Origin of the sequence: Ruegeria sp. R8_1 (assembly GCF_017743815.1) — a bacterium.
GTDB lineage: Bacteria > Pseudomonadota > Alphaproteobacteria > Rhodobacterales > Rhodobacteraceae > Ruegeria > Ruegeria lacuscaerulensis_A.
The window spans coordinates 266356-291739 of sequence record NZ_JAGHRL010000003.1 but is presented as its reverse complement, the minus strand read 5'-3'; the positions used below and the strand labels follow the sequence as shown (position 1 = coordinate 291739).

Below are 25384 nucleotides of genomic sequence, written 5' to 3'. Positions count from 1 at the left end.
ACAATCGAGCCGCTTATAGAAACCTGTGGGGGCTAAAGCAACCTATGGTTCAGAGCCTTCAGGCAGTTTCTCACATCCGCCTTCGGGCAGGCATCGCTCGCCGGGTCTGCACCATTTGGCATTGCCGCAATCGACCGCTTTGACCGGGACGCAGCCCTGATTGGCCGAGCATTTGAAACCCTGCCGGCATTGTGATCCGGTTTCTTCGCACAGGAACCAGCCGGGGCGGGTGCATCCACCGCCGGGCAGGCAGCTTGTGCCGCTGGCGCAGGTACGGCCATCGTCGCATTTTGGCCGGGGCAGAGTGAATTCCAGCTGGATTGCCTCGCATTCGCCACGCCCGTTGCAAGAGGTGCCGCTGGGGCAGTCCAGACTGGACCGGCACTTGTTTTCGCCCTTTGGGGCACATCTGCGATTGCCGACGCACCGTTCAAATGGGCCGCAGGAAAAGCCGCCGCCGCAATAGGTGCCACCGGGCGGGATGCAGTTTCCGTCAAAACTGCAGCGCTGTCCAACGGGGCAGCAATTCCGCCCACATCTGAGTTGCCCCGCGCGGCATTGGTTCTGGATACGGTTGCGTTGTTGGAAGCCGTTGCGATCTTGGATGCCTCGGTTCTGAACGCCGAAACGGTCGTTCACCTGCGCAAAGCCAGAGGTACTGACGGGGATCAGCAGCAAGATGACCAGAAAGAATCGAATAAGGCTCGGCATGAATAGTGCCATGGTCTGCCCGGTTGCCGGGTCGATCAAGTGCTATTCGCTTTCCCTCGGTCAAAAGCTGGTTAGATTGTGAGGCATGGAATCGGCTTTGGATTATCACACGGCGCGGGCCCTTTTGGACTGGCAGATCGAACTGGGCGCGACCGAGTCTATCGGGGATGTGCCGATAGACCGCTACGCGTTGCCTGACACCGCGCCCAAGGTCAAGAAACCTGTGGCGCAGGCGGCGCCGGAAAAACCCAAACAGGTCGATCCGGTTGCGGTGGCCAAAGCTGCGGCTCAAGGCTCGGGATCGCTGGATCAATTGCGCGCGACCATGGCGTCGTTTGACCATTGCGAGCTGAAGCGCGGGGCGCGGCAGTTGGTGTTTGCCGATGGCACGCCGGGGGCGCGGGTGATGATCATCGGCGAGGCTCCGGGTCGCGAGGAAGATCGCGAAGGTAAACCCTTTGTAGGTCGCGCGGGTCAGTTATTGGACCGGATGTTAGCCGCGATTGATCTGGATCGTCACAAGAACGTCTACATTACCAATGTGCTGCCGTGGCGGCCTCCGCAGAACCGGGATCCCAAGCCCGAAGAGATCGGGATGATGAAGCCGTTTCTGGAACGGCACGTGGCCTTGGCCAAGCCCGAGGTTCTGGTGGTCATGGGCAATATCAGCTGTCAGGCGGTGCTGGGCAAACGCGGCATCACCCGACTGCGCGGGCAGTGGGATCAGGCGATGAACCTTCCGGTGATCCCCATGTTCCACCCCGCCTATCTGCTGCGCCAGCCACAGGCCAAACGCCAAGCCTGGGCCGATTTGCTAGAGCTGAAAGCCCGTTTGGAGGGCAAGTGATGCGCATTCTGGCCTTTTCCGACCTGCATATGGCCCGCAACCGCGCCGCCGAACTGGTTGCCGCCAGCGACACTGCCGATCTGGTGATCGGGGCCGGAGACTTCTGTAACATGCGGCAGGGTCTGGACGAGGCGATGGAGATGCTGTCTGGCATCGCCGCGCCCTTGGTTTTAGTGCCCGGCAATGCCGAAAGCGCCGAGGAATTGACACAGGCCGCGCCGCAAGGCGTGCACGTCTTGCACGGCACGGGCATGACGATAGACGGCCTGCGCCTGTTCGGGTTGGGTTACGGCGTACCGCCCACACCATTCGGAGACTGGTCCTGTGATCTGACCGAGGCCGAGGCGACCGAGTTGCTGGACCGCTGCGACGGGGCTCACGTCCTGATCACGCATTCTCCGCCCAAAGGCTATGGTGATGTGACGTCGACCGGTGATGCCGTAGGATCGACCGCCGTGCGTGACGCTATTGAGCGGCTACAGCCGCAGTTGTCGTTGCACGGGCATATCCACGACAGTTGGGGATATCGCGGCACGCTGGGGCGCACTCAGATCACCAATCTGGGGCCGCGCGTGAATTGGTTTGAGGGTGCGGCATGATCGAAACTGTCACCTTACTGGCTTTCATACCGGCGGCTTTGGCGCTGAACTTCACGCCGGGCGCGGATATGATGTTCTGTTTCGGGCAGGGTCTGAAATCGGGGTCTAAACCTGCCTTGGTGGCCAGTGCTGGTGTCTCGGTCGGGCTTATGGTGCATGTTCTTCTGGCCGGGCTGGGGCTGGGCGCAGCGGTGGCAGCGCTGCCGTGGCTGTTTGACGTGATCCGCTGGATGGGCGTGGCCTATCTGCTGTATCTGGCCTGGGGCGCGATCCGAAACGGAGCCATTTCTGCAGACGCCCCCACCAGACCGGCGCATCACGCGTTCAGGGACGGCATGGTGGTGAACCTGACCAACCCCAAGGTGATCCTGTTCGTGCTGGCCTTTATCCCCCAATTCGTAAATCCGGCCCTTGGCCCGATCTTGCCGCAATTCCTGATCTTTGGCGTGGTCATTGCCCTGGGTGGGTTTGTGGTGAACGGACTGGTCGGAGTATTTGCTGGTGGCGCGGGCAAGGTTCTGATCTCGAACCCGCGCGCCTCGCGTATCATGGGCTGGGTGACGGGGGGGATTTTCACCGCCCTCGCCATCCGGCTTGCCATCATGGAAAGGGCCTGACGCAAGATGTCACGCATTGACGAAACCAAAGACTTCATTCCGGTACGGATCGCTGTTCTGACCGTCTCGGACACCCGCTCGCTGGACGAGGACCGCTCGGGGCAGACACTGGTAGACCGCATCGAAAAGGCTGGCCATTTGGTGGCGGACCGCAAGATCATCCGCGATGAGCGCGCTCAGATTGCTGATCAGTTGCGCGACTGGGTCGCCAATCCCGATATCGACGTTGTGATCTCGACCGGTGGCACTGGTCTGACCGGGCGCGATGTATCGGTCGAGGCGCATCGGGACGTCTATGAGAAAGAGATCGAAGCCTTCGGAACAGTGTTCACGATCGTGTCGATGGAGAAGATCGGCACTTCGGCCGTTCAATCCCGCGCCACGGGGGGCGTGGCCGGCGGCACCTATCTGTTCGCATTGCCCGGCAGCCCCGGCGCCTGCAAGGATGCCTGGGACGCGATTCTGGAAAAGCAGTTCGACTACCGCCACCGTCCCTGCAATTTCGTGGAAATAATGCCAAGATTGGACGAACATCTGCGACGGAAGTAGACTGGTCGCACGTTCAACTGTTCATAACCGCTTTGTGGCTTGGCATTTTTGACCGCACAGCTACCTTTTGCGGCAGGTAGCCTGATGCAACCGGGGTAAGTGCAATATGCGATTTCTGAGGCAAAGCCTTGTCGGAGTGTTTCTGGCGTCTTTGACGCTGGCTCTCTTGTTTGCGGCTGCTCAGATCATTGCGGGCGCGGTGCAGGATTTGCTGACACGCGAGGACGCGGCACCACAGGCGCGGGAACGAGTTTTTGCGGTCACTGTCCGACCGGCGGAACTGGAAACCGTGACACCTTATCTCGAGGCATTTGGCGAAGTACAAAGCCGCAGACGCTTGGAACTGCGCGCGGCACTTGGCGGGCGCGTAGTGTCTTTGTCAGATGACTTCGAGGATGGCGGTTCCGTTAGTGCCGGCGAGGTTTTGGTCGAACTGGACCCTGCCGATGCGCAATCGGCACTGGATCGGGCCAAGTCAGATCTGCTGGATGCTCAATTCGAAGAACGCGACGCCGAGCGGTCTTTACTGCTTGCTCAGGATGAGTTGAAGTCATCGGAAACGCAGGTCGAATTGCGAAACCGCGCGATGAAACGTCAGCAGGATCTTCTTGCTCGGGGCGTTGGTTCGGTGGCGACGGCTGATGATGCCGAACTTGCTGCGGCAGCCGCAGAGCAAGCGGTTTTGGCCCGGCGCATCGCGTTGGCACAGGCGGAATCGCGGGTGGATCAGGCGACGACGCTGTTGTCACGGGCACGCATCGCACTTGAGGCCGCCGAGCGTGATTTGGGCGACATGACCATCCACGCGAGGTTCGGTGGAACGCTTACGGATGTAACGCTGGTCGAAGGCCGTTTGGTTTCGGCAAACGAAAAACTGGCAGAACTGGTCGATCCGAATGCGCTTGAAGTCGCGTTCCGCGTTTCGACCGCGCAATTCGTGCGTTTGCTGGATGCCGAGGGCGATCTAATCAACGCGCCCGTCACGGTCTCGCTTGAGGTCACGGGCACTGATCTGTCCGCGACTGGTCGCATCAGCCGCGATAGTGGGTCAGCCGGTGAGGGCCAAACGGGGCGCTTGCTTTATGCGCGGATGGATAACGCGTCGGGTTTCAAACCCGGTGACTTCGTGACAGTGACCGTGCAGGAACAGCCATTGGACAATGTGGTGCGGCTGCCGTCTTCGGTTCTGGATGCGGTCGGCACGGTTCTGGTGCTGGGCACAGATGACCGGCTCGAAGCTTTGCCGGTCGAACTGATCCGTCGTCAAGGGGATGAGGTGTTGTTGCGGGGCAAAGGTCTGGACGGCCGCGAGGTTGTCATCGGGCGCACGCCGTTGCTGGGTGCCGGTGTTCGTGTCCGCCCCTTGCGGATCGAAGCCAATGCCGGGGCTGAACCCGATTTGGTCGAGCTGTCGGACGAGCAGCGCGCGCAGCTTGTCGCGCAGGTCGAGGCCAGCGACAAGATGCCGAAGGATATGAAAGACCGCGTCCTCGGGCAGCTTAGCGAGGCGAAAGTTCCGGCATCTCTGGTGCGCCGCATTGAAAACCGGGCCGGAGGTTAGCCGCTATGATGCGCGAGATCCCCGGCGCGGCCAGCGGTATCCTCAGCTATTTCACCCGACATCGTACAGTGGCGAACCTGTTGCTGCTGGTTTTGCTGGTGCTGGGTGTGGCGGCTTTGCCCAACATGCGGGCGCAGTTCTTTCCAGACGTCATCCTTGAACGTGTTGACGTCGACGTCGTTTGGGAAGGGGCGGGTCCCGAGGATGTGGACAATGGAATCGTTCAGGCGCTTGAACCTGCGCTGCTGGCGGTTGAAGGCGTTTCCAGTACCGAGGCGACCTCGCGCGAGGGGCGAACCAACATTCGGCTGGAGTTCGAGCCGAATTGGGACATGTCCCGCGCAGTAGAAGAAGTCAGAACAGCCGTTGATGGCGTGACCAACCTGCCAGAAGATGCCGAAGAGCCTACGATCCGGCGCGGTGCGTGGCGGGACCGTGTAACGGATGTGGTGGTAACCGGGCCTGTTGCCCCGGATCAACTTGCCAAATTCACCGATGAACTGATCAACCGCCTGTTCGCCGTGGGTGTTACACGGACGACCATCCGGGGGCTGGCTGCACCGCGCGTGGTGGTCGAGGTTCCGACCGCGCAGTTGATTGCCAACGATATCACACTGTCCGAGATCGCGACTGCCGTTGCGGCCGAAGTCACGGCTAACCCCGCCGGGGATGTCACGGGCGCCAATGCCCGCATTCGCACCGGCACCGAGAAGCGAACGCCTGAGGAAATTGAAGGCATCCCGCTGCGCAATTTCCCGGACGGATCCAAGTTGCTGATCGGCGACGTGGCGCAGATCCGCGTTGAGGGCGTTGACCGAATTCGCAGCTATTTCGTAGGTGAAAACCCGGCGATGTCAGTGCGGGTGGATCGCTCGAACCTAGGAGACGCAATCGAGATTCAGGGCACTGTCGAGGAGGTCGTAGCCGAGATGCAGGCCAGCCTGCCTGCAGGCGTGTCGGTCGAGCTGATCCGAACCCGCGCGCAAGCAATCACCGACAGGCTGGATATCCTGATTGACAATGGCCTCATGGGCCTGGGGCTGGTTGTGTGTCTGCTGTTTCTGTTCCTGAATGCGCGTATAGCGTTCTGGGTGGCGGCGGGGATCCCGGTGGCGATGTCTGCGGCGATTGCTTTCATGTATATTGGCGGGTTGTCGATCAACATGGTGTCGCTGTTTGGTCTGATCATCACGCTGGGTATCGTGGTGGACGACGCCATTGTTGTGGGTGAACATGCCGATTTCCGTGCTCGTCGCTTGGGCGAGGCCCCGATGGTGGCAGCTGAAAGCGCAGCGCGACGCATGGCGATGCCGGTTTTTGCCGCGACCCTGACAACGGTCATTGCCTTTTTCGGTCTGACCGCGATTGGCGGCCGGTTCGGCGAGTTGATCCGGGACATTCCCTTTACTGTGATCGCGGTTCTGATCGCCTCGTTGATCGAGTGTTTCTTGATCCTGCCGAACCATATGGCCCACGCTATTGCACATTCCGCGAAAGAACACTGGTATGATTGGCCCAACCGGGTCGTCAACCGCGGGTTCCGCTGGGTGCGCGATCAGTTGTTCCGCCCATTCATCGCATGGGTCATCTGGGCGCGTTATGTCGTTGTGGCGCTGATGATCCTGATCCTGGCAAGTCAGGCGGCGCTGTTCATCAAAGGTGATGTGAACTGGCGATTCTTCAATGCGCCCGAGCGTGGTTCGGTCACCGGCAATTTCATCATGGCAGAAGGCGCGACGCGTCAGGACACGCTGGCCATGATGCGTCAGCTGCAGATTGCCGTGGACGAATTGGGGCAAATTTACGAGGAACGCCATGGGCGCAATCCCATTGACTATGTCTTGTCCGAGATTGGCGGATCGGCGGGCCGCGGACTGTCTGCGGCGGATGGCAAGGACGAAGATCTTCTCGGCGGCATCTCGATCGAGTTGATCGATGCCGATCTGCGCCCCTATTCCAGTTTTGAATTCGTTGGCGAATTGCAGGATTTCGTCCCGCGCCATCCCAAGGTCGAATTGCTCAGTTTCCGTGGCTGGCGGTCGGGGCCGGGTGGTGATGCGATTGACGTGCAGTTTTATGGGGCAGACGTAGACACGCTTAAGGCCGCATCCGAAGACCTGCAGGCCGAGCTTTCGAAATACCCCGAAGTCTCGGCGCTGGAGGATAATCTTGCTTATGACAAGGAAGAGTTCATTCTGGATCTGACAGCGCAGGGACAAGCGCTTGGCTTCCGGATTGAAACACTGGGCCGTGTCCTGCGAGACCGTCTGAACGGGATCGAGGCCGCGACCTTCCCTGATGGTCCCCGCAGCGCTGAAATCCGGGTCGAATTGCCCGAGGACGAGCTGACTGCCGATTTCCTGGAACGCACACTGATGCGGACTCCGGATGGCGTGTATGTGCCGCTGGCTGATATCGTATCAGTTCAGCGCAAGTCAGGGTTTTCGACTGTACGCCGTGAAAATGGCCTGCGGGTCATCTCGGTCAATGGCGACATCGCGGAAGACGACCCCACCCGCGCCGAAGAGATAAACCGCGCGATGAGCGAGGAAATTTTACCCGACATCGCCGCCAAACGTCAGGTCGAATGGACCATGGCAGGTTTGAGCGAGCAGGAGGATGAGTTTCTGTCCGAGGCCCGCACCGGTCTGATCCTGTGTCTGACCGGCATCTATCTTGTTCTGGCCTGGGTCTTTGCCAGTTGGACGCGACCTCTGGTTGTTATGGCGATTATTCCGTTTGGGTTGGTTGGAACGATCTGGGGCCACTACATCTGGGAGGTGCCGCTGAGCATGTTCACCGTTGTAGGGCTGCTGGGGATGACCGGGATTATCATCAACGACTCGATCGTTCTGGTGACGACGATTGATGCCTATCAGCAGGATCGCGGGCTGGTGCCGTCTATCATCGAAGGAACCGCAGACCGATTGCGTCCGGTTATGCTGACAACGCTGACGACTGTTCTTGGCCTGACCCCGTTGCTGTATGAGGGGTCGCAACAGGCGCAATTCCTCAAACCGACGGTGATCACTCTGGTCTATGGCCTGGCCTTCGGGATGATTTTGGTACTGGTTCTGGTGCCAGCGCTGTTGGGCATTCTGAACGACCTGTCGCGCCCGATCACGGCTATGCGGCGCGCGGTGCGCGCGCCTGACCGGGTGGTGCAGGGTGCTCTTGCCGCTACAGGTACAGCGTTGCTGGTCTGGTTCGGCATAACCATGGTGCTGCCGGTCGTTACGGGTGCGCCTTTGGGTATATTGTCTGGGCTTTATGGGTCTGCGGACGGTCTCGTAGCTCTGCAAATGGGGCTGGGCGCATTTGTTGCGGGGGCGGTTGTCATTCTTGTGCTCAGCATCGCCGCGTCTGGCCTGTTTTTCGCACGTCTCAAGGCCCGCTCGGCCTAGTTTCGGCGCAGGGCCGTCTCTAATAGATCATTGACCCGGTTGCTCATGGGCAGGTCACCGCGCCGTATCTGTTCCAAGGGAAACCAACGCGCATCCAACGCATCGTCGCCTGCAACAGGCTGCCCGGACTGGTATGCGCACATCACACCAACCAAAAGGTAATGCGACACTACAGCCCCGTGCGAGTCCCGTCGCAACAGATCCAGATTGTCCAGATAATGCAGAGGCTTCGCCGTGACCGAGGTTTCCTCATGCAATTCGCGTTGTGCGGCTTGCAGAACCGTTTCGCCCCATTCCACATGACCGCCGGGAAAGCCCCACAATCCGGCGTCTGGCTGTTTGCTGCGTTGCACAAGCAGAACCTGCGCGTCGTGTATGACGACAGCCAGTGCCCCGATTTTTGGCGTTTGAACCATCGGGATCAACCCGCGCTGCACCCTTTGATGTCAACCGCGTGATTAGCGCCCAGAACGGTGATCCTGATCTCGGACCGCTCCAACGCAAAGGGCGCCCCGGATGCGCTGATCACTTCGGACGTGGCAACCAGAGTGTCACCCTGGCGCTCAGTGTCGGGTTGTGATGCCCAAAGAGTGGGATTGCCGGGCTCGATCACTGCCAGTTCCTGACCGCCAGCCGAGGGCATGGTCACCCGAGCTTCGATCTGCATCCCGTCCGATGTCGGTGTCAGGCGGCAGCTGGTCTGAGCGACCCTTGCCTCTTTTGCAGAATAAGGGCGCTGCGCGAGCGCTGCAGCAATGGCCGGGTTGCGCCCGGCATCGGCGTTCAGCCTGTGATCGAAGTCCAGTTGTGCCGGGATGCAGACTTCCTTGCACACGCCAAGATCCATCGTGCCTTTCAGATGCACTGGTTGGCCGGGATTCTTCGGTGTAATCTCAACCGGCAGAACAAGTTGGTCTTCGTACCCGATGGATTGCAGTCCATTCTGGACAAAGACTTCAGGGGTCGGCCACGTGATCGACACGTTCCCAACATTGTCCGAACTGTTCCAGTCGAAATGCGGTGGAATGCCTGCATCACCGGGCGCGCGCCAATAGGTTTTCCACCCATCATCCAACGTCACCCGCACGGCTGTCATATAGGTTCCCTGCGTGGTGCGACCACCGTCGAGAATATCCAATTCAGCCACGGTACCGGTCACCTGCGCGGATGCCGGGGCAACAACTCCAAGGGCGAAGGTCAATGCGATCGCTGAGACTGTCATGTGTACGTTCATAAGCTATAAATGCGCGGTCCTGACGCAGATTCCAAGTCACGTTCAGGTCACTCGAATGAAATCTGCGGAAATCTGCGCTGATCTCTTGCCATTCGCCGCCGCTCGGGGCCATTGTTGAAGAGCACCAAGCAAGAGATGCCATCTTATGGACCTGACCGGAAAACTGTTGATTGCGATGCCGGGTATGGGCGATCCGCGCTTCGATCATTCGGTGGTATATATGTGCAGCCACGGAGATGACGGGGCGATGGGTCTGATCATCAACAAGCCGTCAGACCTGCGGATCAAGACTTTGCTTGGGCAGCTCAACATCGCCTGCCGAATCCCTGTCGTGGGCGAACGCCTCGTACATTTTGGTGGGCCGGTCGAGATGTCGCGCGGCTTTGTTCTGCACAGTTCCGATTATGATGCGAATCTGCATTCGATGAAAATTTCGGATGATTTCAGCATGACCGCAACGCTGGACGTCCTTGAAGATTTGGCCTCGGGTCGTGGTCCGCTGAATTCGACCCTGGCGCTGGGCTATTCCGGCTGGGGTCCGGGCCAGCTTGAGGATGAGATCGCCATGAATGGCTGGCTGACCACGGATGCGTCCTCGAAACTGGTGTTCGACGTCCCCGATGACGAGAAATGGGAGGCCGCGCTTGCCACTTTGGGTGTTGATCCGTTGACTTTGTCGGCCAGTGCCGGGCGTGCCTGATCAGCGATCGCGCGGCGCAGCGGCGCGGCGCAGACGGTCATTGATTGCTGCCCCAAGGCCGTGGTCCGGGATTGGCGAAACCGCAATCGGTCGACCGGTGGTGTTCAACTGATGCAGCGCTGCAAACAGGTTTGCGGCGGCTTCGACCAAATTGCCTTCGGCCGACAGGTTGAGGTCGCAAGGAATAGACCCAAAGCCCAATAGCACCTCGTCCCCCTGAGTGGCGTCAGCGTTCAAGCGAACCGGGGCATCGGGCGCGTAGTGGGATAGTAACTGGCCGGGTGCTGTCAGCAGATCTCCGGTTTGATGTAGATGGAGGCGGGTGTTCAGGGTGCTCTCGATCTCTTCCAGCGCGACGCCGCCGGGCCGTAGCAAAGTTGGCTCACCTGCCAGTCCAACGATCGTCGATTCCAGACCGACCCCGCACGGGCCGTCGTTTACGATAGCGGCAATGCGTCCGTCCAACCCGGCCCGCACATGATCAGCGGTTGTCGGGCTGATTTGCCCTGACGGGTTCGCTGACGGCGCCGCAACGGGCCCGTCAAAGGCTTCAAGAATAGCGCGTGCCGTAGGATGGGCCGGAACGCGAACGGCCAGCGTATCGAGGCCAGCGGTCACCAGAGACGACACTTGATGGTCAGCGCGCAAGGGCAGAACCAAAGTCAGCGGGCCGGGCCAAAAAGCATCTGCCAGAACCTGTGCCCGATCGGACCATGTCACAAATCGTTTTGCGGCGTCGACCGATGCGACATGCGCGATCAATGGGTTGAAACTGGGGCGGCCTTTGGCTGCATAAATGCGGGCCACGGCCTCTCCGTTGCGGGCATCGCCGCCCAGTCCATAGACGGTCTCGGTCGGGAAGGCGACAAGCTGTCCTTGCCGCAGCAGGTCCGCTGCCTGCGCAATTCCGTCCGGGTCGGCGAACAGTTCGTGTGTTCCGTTGGGGATCATGGGTGGTGACGCCGCGTTTTGATTGCTTGTATCATGGGGACAGGTACGTAATCGTCCAAATCCAGATGAATAACGGTGGGCGCTGGGTTTTCCAACCCCGCCGTTGCAGACCTTTATACAGCCCCGAGGTGAAGCCATGCCATATCGCGCACCAGTCTCTGACTACGAATTCCTGTTCCGCCACGCGGTCGATTTCGGACAGATCGCCGCCACTGACAAGTTTTCGGAAGCCAGCGAAGACGTGGTCAGCGCGATTCTGACCGAAGCTGGAAAGATGTGCGAAGAGGTCATGGCCCCGCTGCAACGCCCCGGCGATCTGGAGCCGGCGCGGCTGGAGAACGGTGTTTTGCGCACCTCACCGGGTTATGGCGACGGCTGGAAAGCGATTGCCGAAGGCGGCTGGATCGGCATGAGCGCGGATCCCGAATATGGTGGCATGGGCCTGCCTATGACTCTGACAACCGCCGTAAACGAGATGATGTCAGCGGCCTGTCTGTCACTGCAATTGGCTCCGCTGATGACGCAGGGCCAGATCGAAGCGTTGGAACACCACGCCAGTGATGCGCTGAAAGAGCTGTACCTGCCCAAGATGATCGCGGGCGAGTGGTCTGGCACCATGAACCTGACCGAACCGCAGGCCGGTTCGGATGTGGGTGCGCTGACATCAAAAGCGGAACCCAATGGCGATGGTACCTATGCGGTGTCGGGCCAAAAAATCTACATCTCTTGGGGCGACAACGACTTTGCGGAAAACGTCTGCCACCTTGTTCTGGCGCGTCTGCCCGACGGCGTCCCCGGAACCAAGGGGATTTCGCTGTTCCTGGTACCCAAATACCTACCGGACGAAAACGGCAATCCCGGTGTGGCGAATGACCTGAAAGTGGTTTCGCTGGAGCACAAGATGGGCCTTCACGGCTCGCCGACCTGCGTGATGCAGTATGACGGTGCCAAAGGCTGGCTTGTGGGCAAGGAACATGGCGGTATGGCCGCGATGTTTACCATGATGAACAACGCGCGTCTGGGCGTCGGTGGTCAGGGCGTTGGCGTGGCCGAGGGTGCCTATCAGCACGCATTGGCCTATGCGTTGGAACGCAAGCAGGGCAAGACGCCTTCTGGTACCATCATCGACCACGCCGATGTGCGCCGGATGCTGATGAGCATGCGTGCCGACACGTTTGCGGCGCGGGCGATCATGCTGGCCAATGCGGCGGCGATCGACATGGCGACGGCCACCAATGATCCCGAATGGGTGTCGCGCGCTGCGCTGCTGACCCCGATCAGCAAGGCGTTTGGAACCGAAACAGGCATGCGCGTCTCGGAAGAGGGCGTGCAGGTCCACGGTGGAATGGGCTTCATCGAGGAAACCGGCGCGGCGCAGTTCTATCGCGATGTCCGCGTGACAGCGATCTATGAGGGAACCAACGGCATTCAGGCGATGGACCTGGTGGCCCGCAAGATGATGGATGGCGGCGAAGCGGCCAGCCGTCTTCTGGACGAGATCGAGGATCACGCCGAAACGGCCCGTGCGACCATGCCGGAACTGGCCGGTCCGGTCTGGGAAGCCACCGAAAGCCTGCGCGAGGCCACCGAGTGGTTGGTGTCGCAGGCCGATATGAACAATCGTTTTGCCGGTGCCGTGCCCTATTTGCACGCCTTCGCCCGCATTTTGGGCGCGCATTACCACCTGAAGGCGGCGCTGGCCGAGCCCGAAGGTCCGCGCTTCAAGCTGGCGCGCTTTTACATCAACGCATTGCTGCCTGAAAACTCAGGTCTGTTGGCACAGGCGCAAAACGGGGCCGAGGATGTCTACGGTCTCAGCGCAGAAGAACTGGCCGCCTGATGGACGGCGAGAGCCCTTTGACGATCCGTTATCCCTGGCCCGAGGCTCCGGCCCCGGGCGAGGCGACTGAGGTCGCCGAAGGCGTGCTGTGGATGCGCTTGCCGCTGCCCATGGCGCTGGATCACGTCAACATTTATGCTCTGGATGATGGTGACGGTTGGACGGTGATCGACACCGGTCTGTCCTCGAACAAGACGCGCCGCATATGGGCTGATTTGATGGCGGGTCCGCTGGGCGGCAAGCCGGTCAAACGGGTGGTGGTGACACATCACCATCCTGACCATGTCGGCAATGCCGGTTGGTTCCAGTCCGAACACGGGGCCGAGCTGGTGACAACCCGCACCGCATGGCTGTTTTCGCGGATGCTGCAGCTGGACGTACAGGAAACCTGGCCGACCGAGACGCTGGATTATTACCGCAGCGCCGGGATGGATGCGGATTTCCTGGCCAAACGCATGACCGAACGGCCGTTCAATTTCTGCGACACGGTCTATCCGATGCCGCTGGGCTTTACCCGGATCAAGCAGGGCAGCGTGATCCAAATGGGCGGGCGCGATTGGGACGTGCATATGGGCAATGGCCACGCCCCAGAACACGCGACCTTCTGGAGCCGTGACGACAATCTGGTGATCACTGGCGATCAGATCCTAAGCTCGATCAGCCCCAATCTGGGGGTTTATGTGACCGAACCGCTGGCCGATCCGGTGGCTGAATGGCTTGAGGCCTGTGAGCGGTTGCAAGGGTTGGCGCGCCCCGAGCACCTGGCGTTGGGCGGGCACAAGCTGCCCTTCACTGGCCTTCCGCTGCGGATGAAGCAACTGATAGACAATCACCATGGTGCGTTGGAGCGTCTGCAAAACTATCTGGACACGCCCAAAACCGCTGCCGAGTGCTTTCCGCCCCTGTTCAAACGCCAGATCGGCGATGGCGAATATGGGCTGGCTCTGGTCGAGTCGGTTGCACATCTGAACCATCTTTACCACATTGGAGCGGTGACCCGGACGCGGCGCGCAGACGGGGCGTGGGAGTTTCAACGCAAAGGGTAGAGCCATGGACAAAATCGAAACCTCGGCCGAGGCAGCAGAAGCGGCGGCCTTGCCCCGCTGTTACGAAGTCCATGCCAACCCTGACGCCCGATCCGGTACGCAAAACCTGCCCGACACACTACAAAAACCGGTTGAAAGCAAAAGCCCGGCGCAATGGGCCTATGAGCGGCTGATCCTTTATATCCAGAATTTCGAGAAAACGCTGGATGCCGATCACGAGGTCGCCATGGGCTTCACTGGTGGCGATGCAGGCGTGATGCGAATCGAAGGGATGGGATATTTCGACCCCGACATGATCACCTTTTATGGCTCGGACGGGTCCGGCGCGCGGACGCAATTGGTGCAGCATGTCAGCCAGCTGAACGTGATGCTGCGCGCCCTGCCCAAATCGGTCGAGGACAAGCCAGCCAACCGCATCGGATTCCGTCTGGCGGCCGATCTGGAAGAAAGCTGAGCGTACATCTTGCAATTCACCTCTGTGCGGCCTTGAATATGTTGGTCATTCAAGGGGAACGCTGGTGAGCCTTTTTTCAGCCGGTACAACATCCTATCGCGGTGCCTGGGCGCGGCGCCGTGTCTTTGTGCCGATCTATCTGGCCGTGCGCCTGCTGCTGGTTGCGCTAATCGCGCCGGGGGTGGCGCTGACCGTCAATCTGGCGGTGTCGCTGTCAAACCAGACCGCGCTGACGGATCAAGCCATCGCCGCGTTTGTCTTGTCTCCTGTCGGGTTCGTGGCGGCTGTGGTGGTGCTTAGCCTGTTTCTGTTGGCCGAGGTACTGGTTTTTTCGGTCATGGCGGCCTCGTTGCGAATGGGTGAACGTGACCCGTGGCGCGCGGGCAGTTCCGCCATTGGCCTGATCCTGTCGCGCCTGCCTGCTCTGTTCGGTTTCGCGGTGCGGTTCGTGTTGCGGGTGTTGCTGTTGGTTGTGCCATTTGCCGCTGTCGCGGCGGTGATCGCGTGGTGGACCCTGACCGAATATGACATCAACTATTACCTGACGTTCCGCCCGCCATCCTTCCTTGTGGCCGTGGGCCTGATCGGCGCGGTGGTGCTGGTCATGGCTTGGGTGTTGATCCGCAGGCTCTCGGCCTGGGCGCTGGGCCTGCATCTGGTGTTGTTCGAATCTGTGGCCCCCGCCAGCGCTTTTAACGTCAGCGCCACCCGGATGGAGGGTAAACGCGGGCGGCTCAAGCTTGAGCTGGCGATCTGGCTGGGCCTGCGCATTGTCATTGCCGCGTTGATTGCGACGGTGGCGGGGCTGTTGTTCGATTTGGTGCCGCTGCAGGGGGCGTCTCATCTGAAACTGGCGCTGATCTACAGTCTGATCGTTGCCGGGCTGTGGTCTCTGGCCGGGCTGGTTCTGGCCGCAACGGCGCTGGGCGCGCTGGCGGTGCTGCTGGATGGGTTTTTCGAGATCAAGACTTCGGAGCCCCCGCATCCCGAACCGGGCAATCTGCGCGTGCCGCTTCTCGCCGCTGTGGGCGGCGCGGCGGTGGCTGTGGTTGCCGGGCTTTGGGTCGGGCAGGAGGTGCTGGACCGTGTCGATGCCCCCGACCGGGCCGAGGTGATCGGCCACCGGGGGGCTGCAGCGTTGCGGCCGGAAAACACCATGGCCGCAGTTCTGAAAGCCATCGAGGACGGCGCCGATTGGGTCGAGATCGACGTCCAGGAATCAGCCGATGACGTGGTGATCGTGGCCCATGACAGCGATTTCATGAAACTGGCGGGTGTGCCCACAAAGGTCTGGGATGCCACGATGGAAGACGTGGCCGAGATCGACATCGGCAGTTGGTTCGATCCCGAATACGCCGATGAACGCACCCCGACTCTGCGACAAGTTCTGGAGGCAGCAAAGGGCAAGGCCAAGGTCATCATCGAGTTGAAGTATTACGGTCACGACGTCGATCTGGAAAACCGCGTGGCGGCTTTGGTGGAAGAGTTCGAGATGCAGGACGACATCGCCACCATGTCGCTGAAATACCCCGCCGTGCAGAAAATGGAAAAATTGCGCCCCGACTGGCGCGCCGGTGTTCTGGCCGCCACCGCGGTCGGAGACCTTTCAGGGCTTGAAGGTGAGTTTGTGGCCGTCAATGCGGGCATGGCGACGCCGGGGCTGGTGCGCAGCGTGCAGGCGGCAGGCAAGGATATCTATGTCTGGACGGTGAATGACCCGCTGCAGATGTCGGCCATGGCTTCGATGGGGGTGGACGGGCTGATCACCGATGACCCGGCGCTGGCCAACGAGGTGCTGCGCATCCGGGCCGAGATGGGCCCGGCTGAGCGCCTTTTGCTGTGGCTTGCAACTACTTTTGGCATGTCCGTGGACAAACAGGCGATGCGCGATGCAAGCCCGTAAACTGGCGCTGATCCTGTCGATTCTGACCAGCCCGGTCGCGGCGCAGGATTTCATGCGCAGCCTCGAACTGCCCGCCCATCGCGCGCTGATCGCCCAAAGCGAGGGTGCGGATTTGACGGCATTCGAGACTGATGGATGCTCGGGCGGGTTGTCGACCAGCTGGCGGTTCGTGGCCGAGACCTTCCCGAAGTTCCGCGCTTTGTATGAAGCGCACCCGCCCTGGGAATACTGCTGCGTGGCCCATGATCGGGCCTATCACAACGCGGGTGCAGCCCTGCGCGCCGAAGACAGCTATGACGCGCGCCTGTCAGCGGATGACACGCTGCGCGCCTGCGTGAAACAGCACGGCACTGAACACGCCGAAGAGTATTCTGTCCGCTATGACATGACACCCGACCAGATTCGCACAGCCCATTCCGTGACAGCCGAAGCGATGTTTGCGGCTGTTCGATTCGGCGGCGCGCCCTGCTCTGGCCTGCCGTGGCGCTGGGGCTTTGGGTATCCGGGCTGTTCGGTGTTCCAATCGGCGGCCCCTGCGCGCGAATGACGTGGTGACAGCCCTTGGATTTTCGATTACCAACGTCTCAAACACGCGAATTGGGAATCTTTCACATGGCTGAATACAAGCACGGCGAAATGGACATTAAAGTTCAGGAAAAAACATTTGACGGCTTTATCAAGGCGACCACGTGGTGCGTCGTAGCCATCGCCTTCCTGTGCCTGTTCCTGGCGGTTTTCGCTTCTTAAACCTTAAAATCGGGGTCCATCGTGATCAGGATAATGATTGCCTGCCTTCTGGCAGCAACGGTGGCCGGCTGCGTGGGCTCTCAACGTCCGCAGGCCGATTTCTCAGAGATTGCGGCCCGGTCCTATAGTGATCCCGGCCCGTCGACCCTGACGCTGTATACGATGATCAGCACGCGCACCGGTTCGGGGGCGCATACCTCGTTGATGATCAGCGGTAGCGAGCGGGTGATTTTTGACCCCGCAGGATCTTTCCGCGCCGATGTGGTGCCGATCAAGGATGATGTGCTGTATGGCATCACTCCGAACGTGGAGCGCGCCTATCGCAGCAGCCACGCGCGCGAGACGCACTATGCCCGCATCCAGACCATCGAAGTGACTCCGCAACAGGCCGAGATCGCGCTGCAACTGGCCAAACAATCCGGCCCGGTGGCAGGGGCGTTCTGTGCCAATTCAACCGCGCATCTGCTGCAGCAGGTGCCGGGGTTCGAGCAGATCAGCACCACCTTTTACCCGGTGAAACTGTCCGATCAGTTCGGCCAGATACCGGGAGTGGTGACGACGGAATACCGTGAGAATGACTCGGCTGACTTGCAAGCCGGGTTGGCAGCGAACAATGCCCTTCTGAACCAGCAGGACACGGCCCTAGCCCAGTAGATACAGCAAACCGTAAAGGGTTCCGGCCCCGCTGAAAATCGCGGCGATCACGTTCTTGGTCCACAGTCCCACGGCCACAGAGACCGCCGCAGCCGACATACGCGGTATGTCCGGCTGGCCTTCGGTCGCGGTCGGCCAGACCACCAGCGGCGCAATCAGCGCGGGGATGATCGCAACGGCGGTATAGCGCAGATGGCGCAGCAGCCATGGGGGCATCGGGCGGTCTCCGACCAATCCGATGAAGACAAAGCGCAGCCCATAGCTGCCGATCGCCAGTCCGATGATAATGGTCCAGACGGTAACGGGATCTGGCGGGGTCATGTCCGGGCCTTTCTGCGCTCAGCGATCAGTTCGGCCTGAGCGCCTGCGATCATGCCCGCGCATCCGGCGATCAGCAGGCCAAGGTTATAGGGGACGCCGACGGTAAACAGCGACACGACGACGGCAACAAGTGCCGCAACCACATGCGGTAAGGTCCGCATCATCGGCCCGATCATGGCCAGAAAGGTGATCGGCAAGGCAAAATCCAACGCCCAGCTTTCGGGAATACGGGTGCCCAGCACCGCCCCCAGATATGTCGCCAAGATCCACAGCGGCGTGATCGGCGTGACCGAGCCGACGAAATAGGCCATCCGCTGCGGCACGCTCATGTCGGGCTGTTTCTCGAACTGGATGATCGAGCTGGCATAGGATTGATCCACGGTCAGATAGGCCGCGAATGCCCTCTGCCACATCGGCGCGGCCCCCAGATAGGGCGTCAGCGAGGCGGAATACATCGCCATCCGCAGGTTCACCGCCAAAGCCGAGATCAGGATGATTGCCGTCGGCGTCTGGTCCTGCAGCAGTTGCAGCGCGGCAAACTGGGCCGCCCCGGCAAAGACGGTCGCGGTCAGCGTCATGGTCTGCAACAGGTTCAGCCCGGCCTCGGTCGCGAAGACGCCGAACAGGGTGCCAAAGGGGATTGCCACGAAGATGAACGGCGTCCCGTCGCGAAAACCCTTCCAGAAGTATGACTTGGATGTGGTGTCTGCCATGGCTAAATCCTATGGTGATGCTCGCAGCAGTATCTGTCTTACGAAGGGGTTGCAATTGGCCACGGAACTCGATCTTTCGGACTACATCATCGCCCCCGATCCCGGCGCGGCCCGCCTGACCCGCGCGGTTGAGGGCGTGGACCAGAATGGCGAGGTCAGCCAAATCTCGGTGGTTGAGGAGCGGCCGCTGACCATTTTCCTCAACTCACAGGAAATCGTGACGGCGATGACCATTGGCGACTACCCCGAATATCTGGCGCTGGGGTTCCTGCGCAATCAGGGGATGCTGTTGGCGGATGATGAAATCACCCGCGTTGATTATGACGATGATCTGGAAACCGTGGTGGTGCGGACCGCGCGTGAAACCTCGTATGAGGACAAGCTCAAGAAAAAGACCCGCACCAGCGGCTGCGCAGTGGGCACGGTCTTTGGCGACATGATGGAGGGGCTTGAGGACGTGCGCCTGCCGCAGGTTCAGGTGCGGACCTCGTGGCTCTATGACCTTGCGGCCAAGATTAACCGCACCCCGTCGCTGTATCTTGAGGCCGGGGCGATCCACGGCACGGTGCTGTGCTGCGAAAATCGTCCGCTGGTCTATATGGAAGACGTGGGCCGCCACAACGCCGTCGACAAAATCGCGGGCTGGATGCTGTCCGAAGGCGCGGTGGCCGAGGACAAGATCCTCTATACGACTGGGCGACTGACATCCGAGATGGTGATCAAAACGGCGATGATGGGTATCCCGGTGCTGGCGTCTCGGTCCGGGTTCACCGCTTGGGGCGTCGAGATCGCGCGCGAGGTCGGCCTGACCCTGATCGGTCGTATGCGCGGGCAGCGGTTCGTGTGCCTAGCGGGCGAGGACCGCCTGCTGCGCGACATCGATCCCTCCAGCGTGGCGGTTGAGGATAAGAAACATCGACGGAAGAGTGCCGGATGATCTTTGATGTTCTTTACATTATTTTCTTATTTGTTCTTTCGATCGGCATCTTACCGCTGGGCGTTCTTGCCGCGTGGAACTACTCACGCAGCAAAAGAACCGTTGTAGAAGGAATGGCTCGATTGGACGCAAACACTTTGGATCGATTGGGTTGGGAGGCAAGAGGATACATCGGGGCTTTTGATCTGCGGGCTCCCTTTCGAATGGGCTGGAACACGTGGGGACTGGCTGTCCAGAAGCAGAATGTCGCCCTGCAGCGCACTTTATTGCGCGGTTTGCCAACTGGAGTTGACGTTTCAGATGAAACCAGAAAATCGGTTCGCCGGTTCCGTCGCTATTTCAGTTTTTTTGTCGTGCCGGTAGCGGTCATAATCCTGTTTCCAGCTTACATTCGTCTTAGCCATGATTTGGCTAGCTTTTCCGGCCTGCCCTTGTACGCGTGTTTCATTTTGCTGGGTTTGGGTGTCGCGCTTTTTATATTCAATCCCCCGGAAAAATTCCAAAGATGGCCAGAGATCGAGAACCAAACATGACCAAACCCCTCGGAGTGATTCTTGCCGGTGGACTGGCGACCCGGATGGGTGGCGGCGACAAAGGGCTGTTGCAGATCGGTGGCCAGAGCCTGATGGCGCATGTGATCGACCGGATCGCGCCTCAGGTGGACGGGCTGGCGTTGAATGCCAATGGTGATCCTGACCGGTTTGCCGATCTGAACCTGCCGATCCTGCCGGATACGATTGACGGCTTCGCGGGCCCTCTGGCCGGGGTGCTGGCGGGGTTGGACTGGGCGGCGACACAAGGCGCGGACTCAATCGTCACCGCCGCCGCCGATACACCGTTTTTCCCGCGTGATCTGGTGGCACGGCTAACCGAAGCCGCCATGGGGCAAACCTATCCGCTTGTGCTGGCTACCACGCCGCGCAGGGGGGACGAAGTGCTGAAATCCGGCGGAGGCAAACGCATCAACCGGCACCCGACCTTTGGCCTCTGGCCCGTAGCGCTGCGCGATGATCTGCGGGCGGCGTTGCAGGACGGTTTGCGCAAGGTGGTGATCTGGACCGACCAGCATGACGGGCGCGAGGCGCTGTTTCCGGCGGACCCGTTCGACCCCTTTTTTAACGTCAACACGCCCGACGATCTGGCGCGGGCCGAACAGCTGCTGGAGCAGGCATGAGGGTTTACGGCGTCACCGGCTGGAAAAACGCCGGCAAGACCGGTCTGATGGAGCGTTTGGTGGCCGAGATCACTGGGCGGGGGTTTACAGTCTCGACCCTTAAGCATGCGCATCACAGCGTCGATGTAGATCAGCCCGGTACTGACAGCTATCGCCACCGCACGGCAGGCGCGTCCGAGGTGCTGCTGGCCTCGGGTCAGCGTATTGCGATCATGCAAGAACTGCGCGGCGCGCCCGAGCCTTCGATGGCGGATCTGCTGGCGCGCTTGTCTCCGGTCGATCTGGTGCTGATCGAGGGGTTCAAGCGCGAGAGCCACCCCAAGGTCGAGGCGTTCCGGGCCGAGGCCGGAAACGCGCTGATGGCTCCCGAAAACCCGACGATCCGCGCCGTGGCCAGCGACACGCCGCTGCAGGTGGATCAGCCGGTTTTTGACCTGAACAACACGGCGGCGATTGCCGATTTCATCCTGCAAGAGGTGGGGCTATGACCAAACACGATATCGCGCCCCCTCCGCTGCGCAACGATTGTTTTGCCTTGCCCGCCGGGGTGAACTGGACCCCGGTCGACGATGCGCTGGCCCTGTTGCGCGACCGGCTGACCGTGGTTGCAGGCGTGGAAACCGTGCCTTTGGCGCAGGCCACCGGGCGTATTCTGGCGCAGGAGGTTATCGCCCAACGCTCGAACCCGCCCCAGCCCAATACGGCGGTAGATGGCTATGGCTTTGCCGGGGCCGCGCTTGACGGCCCTCAGGTGATGCCGGTGCACCCGGGGCGCGCAGCGGCTGGGATACCGTTTGATGGCACGGTGCCCGACGGCCACGCGCTGCGTGTGCTGACCGGGGCGGCGCTGCCTGCGGGCGTGGATACAGTCATTCTGGAGGAGGACGTGACCGTTCAAGACGGCCACATCGCTTTTCACGGGCCGCTGAAACGCGGCGCAAATACCCGCAAGGCAGGCGAGGATGTGGCTGAGGGCGATGCGGTTCTGCCCGCCGGACGCCGCCTGACCCCGGCCGATCTGGCGCTGTTGTCGGCCACGGGGCTGGCCGAGGTTCCGGCCCGCACAGTTCTGCGTGTGGCGGTTCTGTCCACGGGGGATGAGCTGATCGAACCCGGTGAAACCGCAGGGCCGGGTCAGATTTACGACGCGAACCGCCCGATGTTGCTGTCCCTGCTGGGACGGATGGGGTTTGACGCGGTCGATATGGGCCGGGTTCCTGATGATCGCGAGGCGTTGCGGAATTGTCTGAACCAAGCCGCTGAACGCGCGGATGTGATCCTGACCAGTGGCGGCGCGTCTGCCGGGGATGAGGACCATGTCTCGGCCCTGTTGCGGCAGGCAGGGGCGATGCAGGAATGGCGGATTGCGTTGAAACCCGGTCGCCCTCTGGCGCTTGGGATGTGGGACGAAACGCCTGTGTTCGGCCTGCCCGGAAACCCGGTGGCCGCGTTGGTTTGCACGCTGATCTTTGCGCGCCCGGCCCTGGGCCTGATGGCGGGCGAGGGGTGGTCGACCCCTCAAGGCTTTGACCTGCCCGCCGCGTTTGAAAAGCGTAAGAAACCGGGCCGCCGCGAGTATCTGCGCGCCCGCATCCGTGATGGCCGGGCTGAGGTGTTCGCCTCCGAAGGGTCTGGCAGGATCAGTGGGCTAAGCTGGGCCGAAGGGCTGGTCGAAATCAGTGACGATGCGCGTCACATCAAACCGGGCGACATGGTCCGGTTCATCCCCTACGGCAGCTTTGATCTTTAATCGAAGGTTCCGGCCACGCGCCCCAAAAGCATGAACGCCCGTGCGGTGCGCGTGTCTCCGAGTGCGGTTAGATCAGCGTCGCTGGCCTCGGGTTCGAATTCGATGATCATGTGGTCGAACCGGCGCAGAAAGTGGTGGGCGGCGTCGCGGAAGATGGGATCCTGCTTCATCCGGGCTGACGTCAGCGCCAGTGACGAACGGTCCCTTATGCCGCCCAAAGCAGCCACAGCACGTCCGCGTGACCCTTGTGCAAATTGCCGCCAGATTTCCGGGCGTGCCATGTCGGGACGCAGGTCATCCATGTAGATGCCTTCCTGACTAAGAAGGGTCAGCACGTCCTGCGATGCCTGAACCAACTGGGCAGCTTTGCGATCCTTTAGCGCCAACCTCAGTGCGTTGAAACCTTCGGTATCTTCTTCTGTTTCAGGGAAGTTCAGGGCGCGGATGAACACATCCGTTCCAAGCGGAGGTGCGATGTCTTCGGCTTGTGTTCCAAGTTCCAGCGTGGTCTGGTCGCCGTTTGCATTCGGGGTCTTGCCCCGAACAGGCTGAGTCCGATGCGTGGAAAACGTGGCTAGGGTACTTTCTGTCTTTTTGGCTGTCTCGACAATTTCGTCCAGCTTTTTGGTAACATTGGGCTCATAGCCGCTGGAGGCGCGCTGCTGCTGTGCGATCAACGCATTGCGGATCGCGTCGATCGAGCTTTGCAGACGCGCGCTTTCTTCACGCATGATACGGCTCGCGCGCAGTGCCGTGGCCGCCACCCAGATCATCGCAACGGGCATGAAGACCGCCAGCAGCGTGACAACAAATCCGCCGCCTTCGATTTTTCCCGGCAACACCAGAAATACGACCGACACGACCAGCCAGATTAGGCTGAGAACGATGGCCGCGATTTCGATTTCGGTCAACGTAGGTTCCGCTGGCCGGTCATACATACCAATCGGCGTGGGCCGTTCGGTTTCGTGCTCTGGCGTGGACTCGGACATTGTCGGCGCTTGGCTCAGGCGTATTCGATACTCAGGATTTCATAGGAACGTACACCACCAGGGGTGCGGACTTCGACACTGTCACCTTCTTCCTTGCCGATCAAGGCGCGGGCGATAGGAGATTTGATATTCAGCAGACCACTTTCGATACTGGCCTCATATTCACCGACAATCTGCCAGGTCTTTTCCTCGTCAGTGTCTTCATCGACCAAAGTGACCTTGGCGCCGAATTTCACAGCACCGGACAGCTTTGCTGGGTCGATCACGTCGGCCAGCGACAAGATACCTTCCAGTTCTTTGATGCGGCCTTCGATAAAGCCCTGCTTTTCACGCGCCGAGTGATATTCGGCGTTTTCCTTCAGGTCGCCCAGCTCTCGGGCCGAAGCGATGGCTTCGATGATCGCAGGGCGCTCGACGGATTTGAGGTTTTTCAGCTCCGCCTCGAGCGCGGCATTGCCCGCAGGCGTCATGGGAATCTTTTCCATATTCTCGTCGTCCACGCGTAAATTGAGTCGCCCCGCCGCACGAGATTGGCGCCGGGGCGAGTGATTGGGTCGTCAAATACCTGACCTAAATGACGCGTGAAATGCAAGGGGGCTAAATCACCCCAACGCGGATTACAGCCTACGTGTAGCTAATCACCTCGAATTCGATCCCGTTGTCGTCATCAAAATAGAACCTTTTGCCCGGTTCGTAGTCAGCATGCGACGTTGGCGTGAAGCCTGCCTTGATAACGCGGGCTTCGGTTTCGTCGATATCTTCGACCAGAACACCAACATGATTAAGCCCACCAACGATACCATAGCTACTTTCTTGTGATGGTTTGGGATCGCTGGGTGCGTAGAGCGCCAAATATGTGTGCGCGCTGCCCACATGGACCGTATATCCGCCCGCGATGGCTGGTCCTTCCCAGCGGGTTTTCCAACCAAAGACTTCGTGCATCCATTTGGCCGAGGCCTGAGGGTCGCGGACGGTAAAGTTGGTGTGTTCAAGCGTCGCCATCATGGGATCTCCTTTTTTCAGCTTGAGGCGTGTCGCGACTCATCGTAATTTCTAAACCTAACTTTAGGTCAAGGTATTTGTTGGAGGATAAGTTGGCGTTATCCGAGGGGCTGGCCATTGGCGCTTTGGCCCGGCGCACGGGATTGGCGGTTTCGGCCATTCGCTACTATGAGGCGCAAGGGTTGATCACCCCGTGGCGCAACGCGGGCGGGCAGCGGCGGTATCAGCGCGCTGATATCCGGCGGCTGAGCTTTGTCATGATCGCCCAGCAGTTCGGTTTGTCTCTGCCCGAAATCCGGCAGGTGTTGTCGGGTCTGCCGGGCAATCGGACGCCAACACCGAAAGACTGGCAAAAGATCAGCGTCGGGTTGCGCGCGCATCTGGATCAGCGAATCGAGACGCTGACGCGGTTGCGTGACAATCTGGATGGCTGCATTGGCTGCGGCTGTCTGAGCTTGCCCAAATGTGCGCTCTACAACCCGGATGACCGGGCCAAGTCAAAGGGAAGTGGCCCCAGGTACCTGCTGGGGGACAGCCCGGACGCGTGATCTGCCGCATTGCGGCATTGTTACGCCGTGTTCTGATTGACCAAGGACTTGGTGAACATGTAGTCAGCAGGGAAAGAAAATTGCGCCGAGCACGTGCACAAAGCGCCAATTCGGAAAGTTAGCTAAGGAGCCC

General features: G+C 60.4%; 29 protein-coding genes. 20 read left to right on the top strand and 9 right to left on the bottom strand.

The window, feature by feature from the left end; translation table 11 throughout:
* Positions 1–42 precede the first annotated feature (42 nt).
* Positions 43–723 (bottom strand): scavenger receptor class F, member 2, encoded by a 681-nt coding sequence (locus J7380_RS08775; protein ID WP_209195385.1) that lies wholly within the window; start codon positions 721–723, stop codon positions 43–45.
* Positions 724–796: 73 nt separating this feature from the next.
* Between J7380_RS08775 and J7380_RS08770 the strand changes: the two genes are divergently transcribed.
* The 6 genes from J7380_RS08770 (at position 797) to J7380_RS08745 (ending at position 8288) form a co-directional block, all read left to right on the top strand.
* Complete coding sequence (locus J7380_RS08770; RefSeq protein WP_209195384.1) at positions 797–1558, top strand: uracil-DNA glycosylase; 762 nt, start codon at positions 797–799, stop codon at positions 1556–1558.
* Entirely contained in the window at positions 1558–2157 is a 600-nt protein-coding gene (locus J7380_RS08765; protein WP_209195383.1) for a metallophosphoesterase, read from the top strand. The genes J7380_RS08770 and J7380_RS08765 overlap by 1 nt, the downstream gene beginning before the upstream one ends.
* A complete protein-coding gene (locus J7380_RS08760; protein WP_209195382.1) occupies positions 2154–2774 on the top strand; it encodes a LysE family translocator in 621 nt (206 codons plus the stop codon). Before J7380_RS08765 ends, J7380_RS08760 begins: the two co-directional genes overlap by 4 nt.
* Positions 2775–2780: 6 nt before the next feature.
* Entirely contained in the window at positions 2781–3323 is a 543-nt protein-coding gene (gene moaB / locus J7380_RS08755) for a molybdenum cofactor biosynthesis protein B (RefSeq protein WP_209195381.1), read from the top strand.
* 106 nt (positions 3324–3429) lie between these two features.
* The gene (locus tag J7380_RS08750; protein ID WP_209195380.1) at positions 3430–4884 is read left to right on the top strand and encodes an HlyD family efflux transporter periplasmic adaptor subunit; all 1455 of its coding nucleotides are present in this window, start codon (positions 3430–3432) and stop codon (positions 4882–4884) included.
* 5 nt (positions 4885–4889) lie between these two features.
* Positions 4890–8288, top strand: coding sequence for an efflux RND transporter permease subunit (locus J7380_RS08745; protein ID WP_209195379.1), 3399 nt, complete (start codon positions 4890–4892; stop codon positions 8286–8288).
* On the opposite strand, the gene J7380_RS08740 is transcribed toward J7380_RS08745, so the two are convergent.
* Together J7380_RS08740 and J7380_RS08735 are read right to left on the bottom strand one after the other, a co-directional pair.
* On the bottom strand, positions 8285–8704 hold the full coding sequence (locus J7380_RS08740; RefSeq protein ID WP_209195378.1) for an NUDIX hydrolase: 420 nt from the start codon (positions 8702–8704) through the stop codon (positions 8285–8287). The two genes, J7380_RS08745 and J7380_RS08740, sit on opposite strands and share 4 nt — an antisense overlap.
* A gap of 5 nt (positions 8705–8709) precedes the next feature.
* On the bottom strand, positions 8710–9510 hold the full coding sequence (locus J7380_RS08735) for a protein-disulfide reductase DsbD domain-containing protein (RefSeq protein ID WP_247742463.1): 801 nt from the start codon (positions 9508–9510) through the stop codon (positions 8710–8712).
* A gap of 157 nt (positions 9511–9667) precedes the next feature.
* Between J7380_RS08735 and J7380_RS08730 the strand changes: the two genes are divergently transcribed.
* Positions 9668–10222: a YqgE/AlgH family protein gene (locus J7380_RS08730; RefSeq protein WP_170353576.1), complete on the top strand. Its 555-nt coding sequence runs from the start codon at positions 9668–9670 to the stop codon at positions 10220–10222.
* On the opposite strand, the gene J7380_RS08725 is transcribed toward J7380_RS08730, so the two are convergent.
* Positions 10223–11173, bottom strand: coding sequence for an L-threonylcarbamoyladenylate synthase (locus tag J7380_RS08725; protein ID WP_209195376.1), 951 nt, complete (start codon positions 11171–11173; stop codon positions 10223–10225).
* Between the two features lie 136 nt (positions 11174–11309).
* Here J7380_RS08725 and J7380_RS08720 point away from each other — a divergent pair, with 136 nt between their 5' ends.
* The 7 genes from J7380_RS08720 to J7380_RS08690 all read left to right on the top strand — a co-directional run bounded on the left by J7380_RS08720 (position 11310) and on the right by J7380_RS08690 (position 17817).
* Complete coding sequence (locus J7380_RS08720; protein ID WP_209195375.1) at positions 11310–13013, top strand: acyl-CoA dehydrogenase; 1704 nt, start codon at positions 11310–11312, stop codon at positions 13011–13013.
* A complete protein-coding gene (locus J7380_RS08715) occupies positions 13013–14059 on the top strand; it encodes an MBL fold metallo-hydrolase (protein ID WP_209195374.1) in 1047 nt (348 codons plus the stop codon). The genes J7380_RS08720 and J7380_RS08715 overlap by 1 nt, the downstream gene beginning before the upstream one ends.
* Positions 14060–14063: 4 nt before the next feature.
* Positions 14064–14513: a DUF6173 family protein gene (locus J7380_RS08710; protein ID WP_209195373.1), complete on the top strand. Its 450-nt coding sequence runs from the start codon at positions 14064–14066 to the stop codon at positions 14511–14513.
* A 64-nt stretch (positions 14514–14577) separates the two neighbouring features.
* On the top strand, positions 14578–16416 hold the full coding sequence (locus J7380_RS20575; RefSeq protein WP_209195372.1) for a glycerophosphodiester phosphodiesterase family protein: 1839 nt from the start codon (positions 14578–14580) through the stop codon (positions 16414–16416).
* Positions 16403–16963, top strand: a complete 561-nt coding sequence (locus tag J7380_RS08700) for a hypothetical protein (protein WP_209195371.1) — start codon at positions 16403–16405, stop codon at positions 16961–16963. Before J7380_RS20575 ends, J7380_RS08700 begins: the two co-directional genes overlap by 14 nt.
* A gap of 65 nt (positions 16964–17028) precedes the next feature.
* Positions 17029–17163: an aa3-type cytochrome c oxidase subunit IV gene (locus tag J7380_RS08695; RefSeq protein ID WP_170353569.1), complete on the top strand. Its 135-nt coding sequence runs from the start codon at positions 17029–17031 to the stop codon at positions 17161–17163.
* 33 nt (positions 17164–17196) lie between these two features.
* Positions 17197–17817, top strand: a complete 621-nt coding sequence (locus J7380_RS08690) for a hypothetical protein (RefSeq protein ID WP_209195651.1) — start codon at positions 17197–17199, stop codon at positions 17815–17817.
* Here J7380_RS08690 and J7380_RS08685 read toward each other — a convergent pair.
* Both J7380_RS08685 and J7380_RS08680 read right to left on the bottom strand, forming a co-directional pair.
* Positions 17806–18138 carry an AzlD domain-containing protein gene (locus J7380_RS08685; RefSeq protein WP_170353567.1) on the bottom strand — a complete coding sequence of 111 codons (333 nt, stop codon included), beginning with the start codon at positions 18136–18138 and terminating at the stop codon, positions 17806–17808. The two genes, J7380_RS08690 and J7380_RS08685, sit on opposite strands and share 12 nt — an antisense overlap.
* Positions 18135–18851 carry an AzlC family ABC transporter permease gene (locus tag J7380_RS08680; protein ID WP_209195370.1) on the bottom strand — a complete coding sequence of 239 codons (717 nt, stop codon included), beginning with the start codon at positions 18849–18851 and terminating at the stop codon, positions 18135–18137. Before J7380_RS08680 ends, J7380_RS08685 begins: the two co-directional genes overlap by 4 nt.
* Between J7380_RS08680 and J7380_RS08675 the strand changes: the two genes are divergently transcribed.
* Genes J7380_RS08675 through glp form a run of 5 tightly spaced genes read left to right on the top strand, consistent with a single transcriptional unit; the run spans position 18850 to position 22712 of the window.
* Positions 18850–19788 carry a formate dehydrogenase accessory sulfurtransferase FdhD gene (locus J7380_RS08675; RefSeq protein ID WP_247742462.1) on the top strand — a complete coding sequence of 313 codons (939 nt, stop codon included), beginning with the start codon at positions 18850–18852 and terminating at the stop codon, positions 19786–19788. The two genes, J7380_RS08680 and J7380_RS08675, sit on opposite strands and share 2 nt — an antisense overlap.
* Positions 19785–20321, top strand: a complete 537-nt coding sequence (locus tag J7380_RS08670) for a hypothetical protein (protein WP_209195369.1) — start codon at positions 19785–19787, stop codon at positions 20319–20321. The genes J7380_RS08675 and J7380_RS08670 overlap by 4 nt, the downstream gene beginning before the upstream one ends.
* Positions 20318–20962: a molybdenum cofactor guanylyltransferase MobA gene (gene mobA / locus J7380_RS08665; protein WP_209195368.1), complete on the top strand. Its 645-nt coding sequence runs from the start codon at positions 20318–20320 to the stop codon at positions 20960–20962. The genes J7380_RS08670 and mobA overlap by 4 nt, the downstream gene beginning before the upstream one ends.
* Positions 20959–21450, top strand: a complete 492-nt coding sequence (mobB, locus tag J7380_RS08660; RefSeq protein ID WP_209195367.1) for a molybdopterin-guanine dinucleotide biosynthesis protein B — start codon at positions 20959–20961, stop codon at positions 21448–21450. Before mobA ends, mobB begins: the two co-directional genes overlap by 4 nt.
* A complete protein-coding gene (glp, locus tag J7380_RS08655; RefSeq protein ID WP_209195366.1) occupies positions 21447–22712 on the top strand; it encodes a gephyrin-like molybdotransferase Glp in 1266 nt (421 codons plus the stop codon). The genes mobB and glp overlap by 4 nt, the downstream gene beginning before the upstream one ends.
* Here the strand turns inward: glp and J7380_RS08650 are convergent.
* The 3 genes from J7380_RS08650 to J7380_RS08640 form a co-directional block, all read right to left on the bottom strand.
* Positions 22709–23701 (bottom strand): hypothetical protein, encoded by a 993-nt coding sequence (locus J7380_RS08650; protein ID WP_209195365.1) that lies wholly within the window; start codon positions 23699–23701, stop codon positions 22709–22711. The two genes, glp and J7380_RS08650, sit on opposite strands and share 4 nt — an antisense overlap.
* Positions 23702–23715: 14 nt before the next feature.
* Positions 23716–24186, bottom strand: a complete 471-nt coding sequence (gene greA / locus J7380_RS08645; RefSeq protein WP_170353560.1) for a transcription elongation factor GreA — start codon at positions 24184–24186, stop codon at positions 23716–23718.
* Between the two features lie 139 nt (positions 24187–24325).
* The gene (locus tag J7380_RS08640) at positions 24326–24706 is read right to left on the bottom strand and encodes a VOC family protein (RefSeq protein WP_209195364.1); all 381 of its coding nucleotides are present in this window, start codon (positions 24704–24706) and stop codon (positions 24326–24328) included.
* Between the two features lie 89 nt (positions 24707–24795).
* Here J7380_RS08640 and soxR point away from each other — a divergent pair, with 89 nt between their 5' ends.
* The gene (soxR, locus tag J7380_RS08635; protein WP_170353559.1) at positions 24796–25251 is read left to right on the top strand and encodes a redox-sensitive transcriptional activator SoxR; all 456 of its coding nucleotides are present in this window, start codon (positions 24796–24798) and stop codon (positions 25249–25251) included.
* Positions 25252–25384 lie beyond the last annotated feature (133 nt).

Coding starts and splice junctions, on each gene's coding strand:
- J7380_RS08775 (WP_209195385.1), bottom strand. CDS start 723: ATGGCACTATTCATGCCGAGCCTTATTCGATTCTTTCTGGTCATCTTG.
- J7380_RS08770 (WP_209195384.1), top strand. CDS start 797: ATGGAATCGGCTTTGGATTATCACACGGCGCGGGCCCTTTTGGACTGG.
- J7380_RS08765 (WP_209195383.1), top strand. CDS start 1,558: ATGCGCATTCTGGCCTTTTCCGACCTGCATATGGCCCGCAACCGCGCC.
- J7380_RS08760 (WP_209195382.1), top strand. CDS start 2,154: ATGATCGAAACTGTCACCTTACTGGCTTTCATACCGGCGGCTTTGGCG.
- moaB (WP_209195381.1), top strand. CDS start 2,781: ATGTCACGCATTGACGAAACCAAAGACTTCATTCCGGTACGGATCGCT.
- J7380_RS08750 (WP_209195380.1), top strand. CDS start 3,430: ATGCGATTTCTGAGGCAAAGCCTTGTCGGAGTGTTTCTGGCGTCTTTG.
- J7380_RS08745 (WP_209195379.1), top strand. CDS start 4,890: ATGATGCGCGAGATCCCCGGCGCGGCCAGCGGTATCCTCAGCTATTTC.
- J7380_RS08740 (WP_209195378.1), bottom strand. CDS start 8,704: ATGGTTCAAACGCCAAAAATCGGGGCACTGGCTGTCGTCATACACGAC.
- J7380_RS08735 (WP_247742463.1), bottom strand. CDS start 9,510: ATGACAGTCTCAGCGATCGCATTGACCTTCGCCCTTGGAGTTGTTGCC.
- J7380_RS08730 (WP_170353576.1), top strand. CDS start 9,668: ATGGACCTGACCGGAAAACTGTTGATTGCGATGCCGGGTATGGGCGAT.
- J7380_RS08725 (WP_209195376.1), bottom strand. CDS start 11,173: ATGATCCCCAACGGAACACACGAACTGTTCGCCGACCCGGACGGAATT.
- J7380_RS08720 (WP_209195375.1), top strand. CDS start 11,310: ATGCCATATCGCGCACCAGTCTCTGACTACGAATTCCTGTTCCGCCAC.
- J7380_RS08715 (WP_209195374.1), top strand. CDS start 13,013: ATGGACGGCGAGAGCCCTTTGACGATCCGTTATCCCTGGCCCGAGGCT.
- J7380_RS08710 (WP_209195373.1), top strand. CDS start 14,064: ATGGACAAAATCGAAACCTCGGCCGAGGCAGCAGAAGCGGCGGCCTTG.
- J7380_RS08700 (WP_209195371.1), top strand. CDS start 16,403: ATGCAAGCCCGTAAACTGGCGCTGATCCTGTCGATTCTGACCAGCCCG.
- J7380_RS08695 (WP_170353569.1), top strand. CDS start 17,029: ATGGCTGAATACAAGCACGGCGAAATGGACATTAAAGTTCAGGAAAAA.
- J7380_RS08690 (WP_209195651.1), top strand. CDS start 17,197: ATGATTGCCTGCCTTCTGGCAGCAACGGTGGCCGGCTGCGTGGGCTCT.
- J7380_RS08685 (WP_170353567.1), bottom strand. CDS start 18,138: ATGACCCCGCCAGATCCCGTTACCGTCTGGACCATTATCATCGGACTG.
- J7380_RS08675 (WP_247742462.1), top strand. CDS start 18,850: ATGGCTAAATCCTATGGTGATGCTCGCAGCAGTATCTGTCTTACGAAG.
- J7380_RS08680 (WP_209195370.1), bottom strand. CDS start 18,851: ATGGCAGACACCACATCCAAGTCATACTTCTGGAAGGGTTTTCGCGAC.
- J7380_RS08670 (WP_209195369.1), top strand. CDS start 19,785: ATGATCTTTGATGTTCTTTACATTATTTTCTTATTTGTTCTTTCGATC.
- mobA (WP_209195368.1), top strand. CDS start 20,318: ATGACCAAACCCCTCGGAGTGATTCTTGCCGGTGGACTGGCGACCCGG.
- mobB (WP_209195367.1), top strand. CDS start 20,959: ATGAGGGTTTACGGCGTCACCGGCTGGAAAAACGCCGGCAAGACCGGT.
- glp (WP_209195366.1), top strand. CDS start 21,447: ATGACCAAACACGATATCGCGCCCCCTCCGCTGCGCAACGATTGTTTT.
- J7380_RS08650 (WP_209195365.1), bottom strand. CDS start 23,701: ATGTCCGAGTCCACGCCAGAGCACGAAACCGAACGGCCCACGCCGATT.
- greA (WP_170353560.1), bottom strand. CDS start 24,186: ATGGAAAAGATTCCCATGACGCCTGCGGGCAATGCCGCGCTCGAGGCG.
- J7380_RS08640 (WP_209195364.1), bottom strand. CDS start 24,706: ATGATGGCGACGCTTGAACACACCAACTTTACCGTCCGCGACCCTCAG.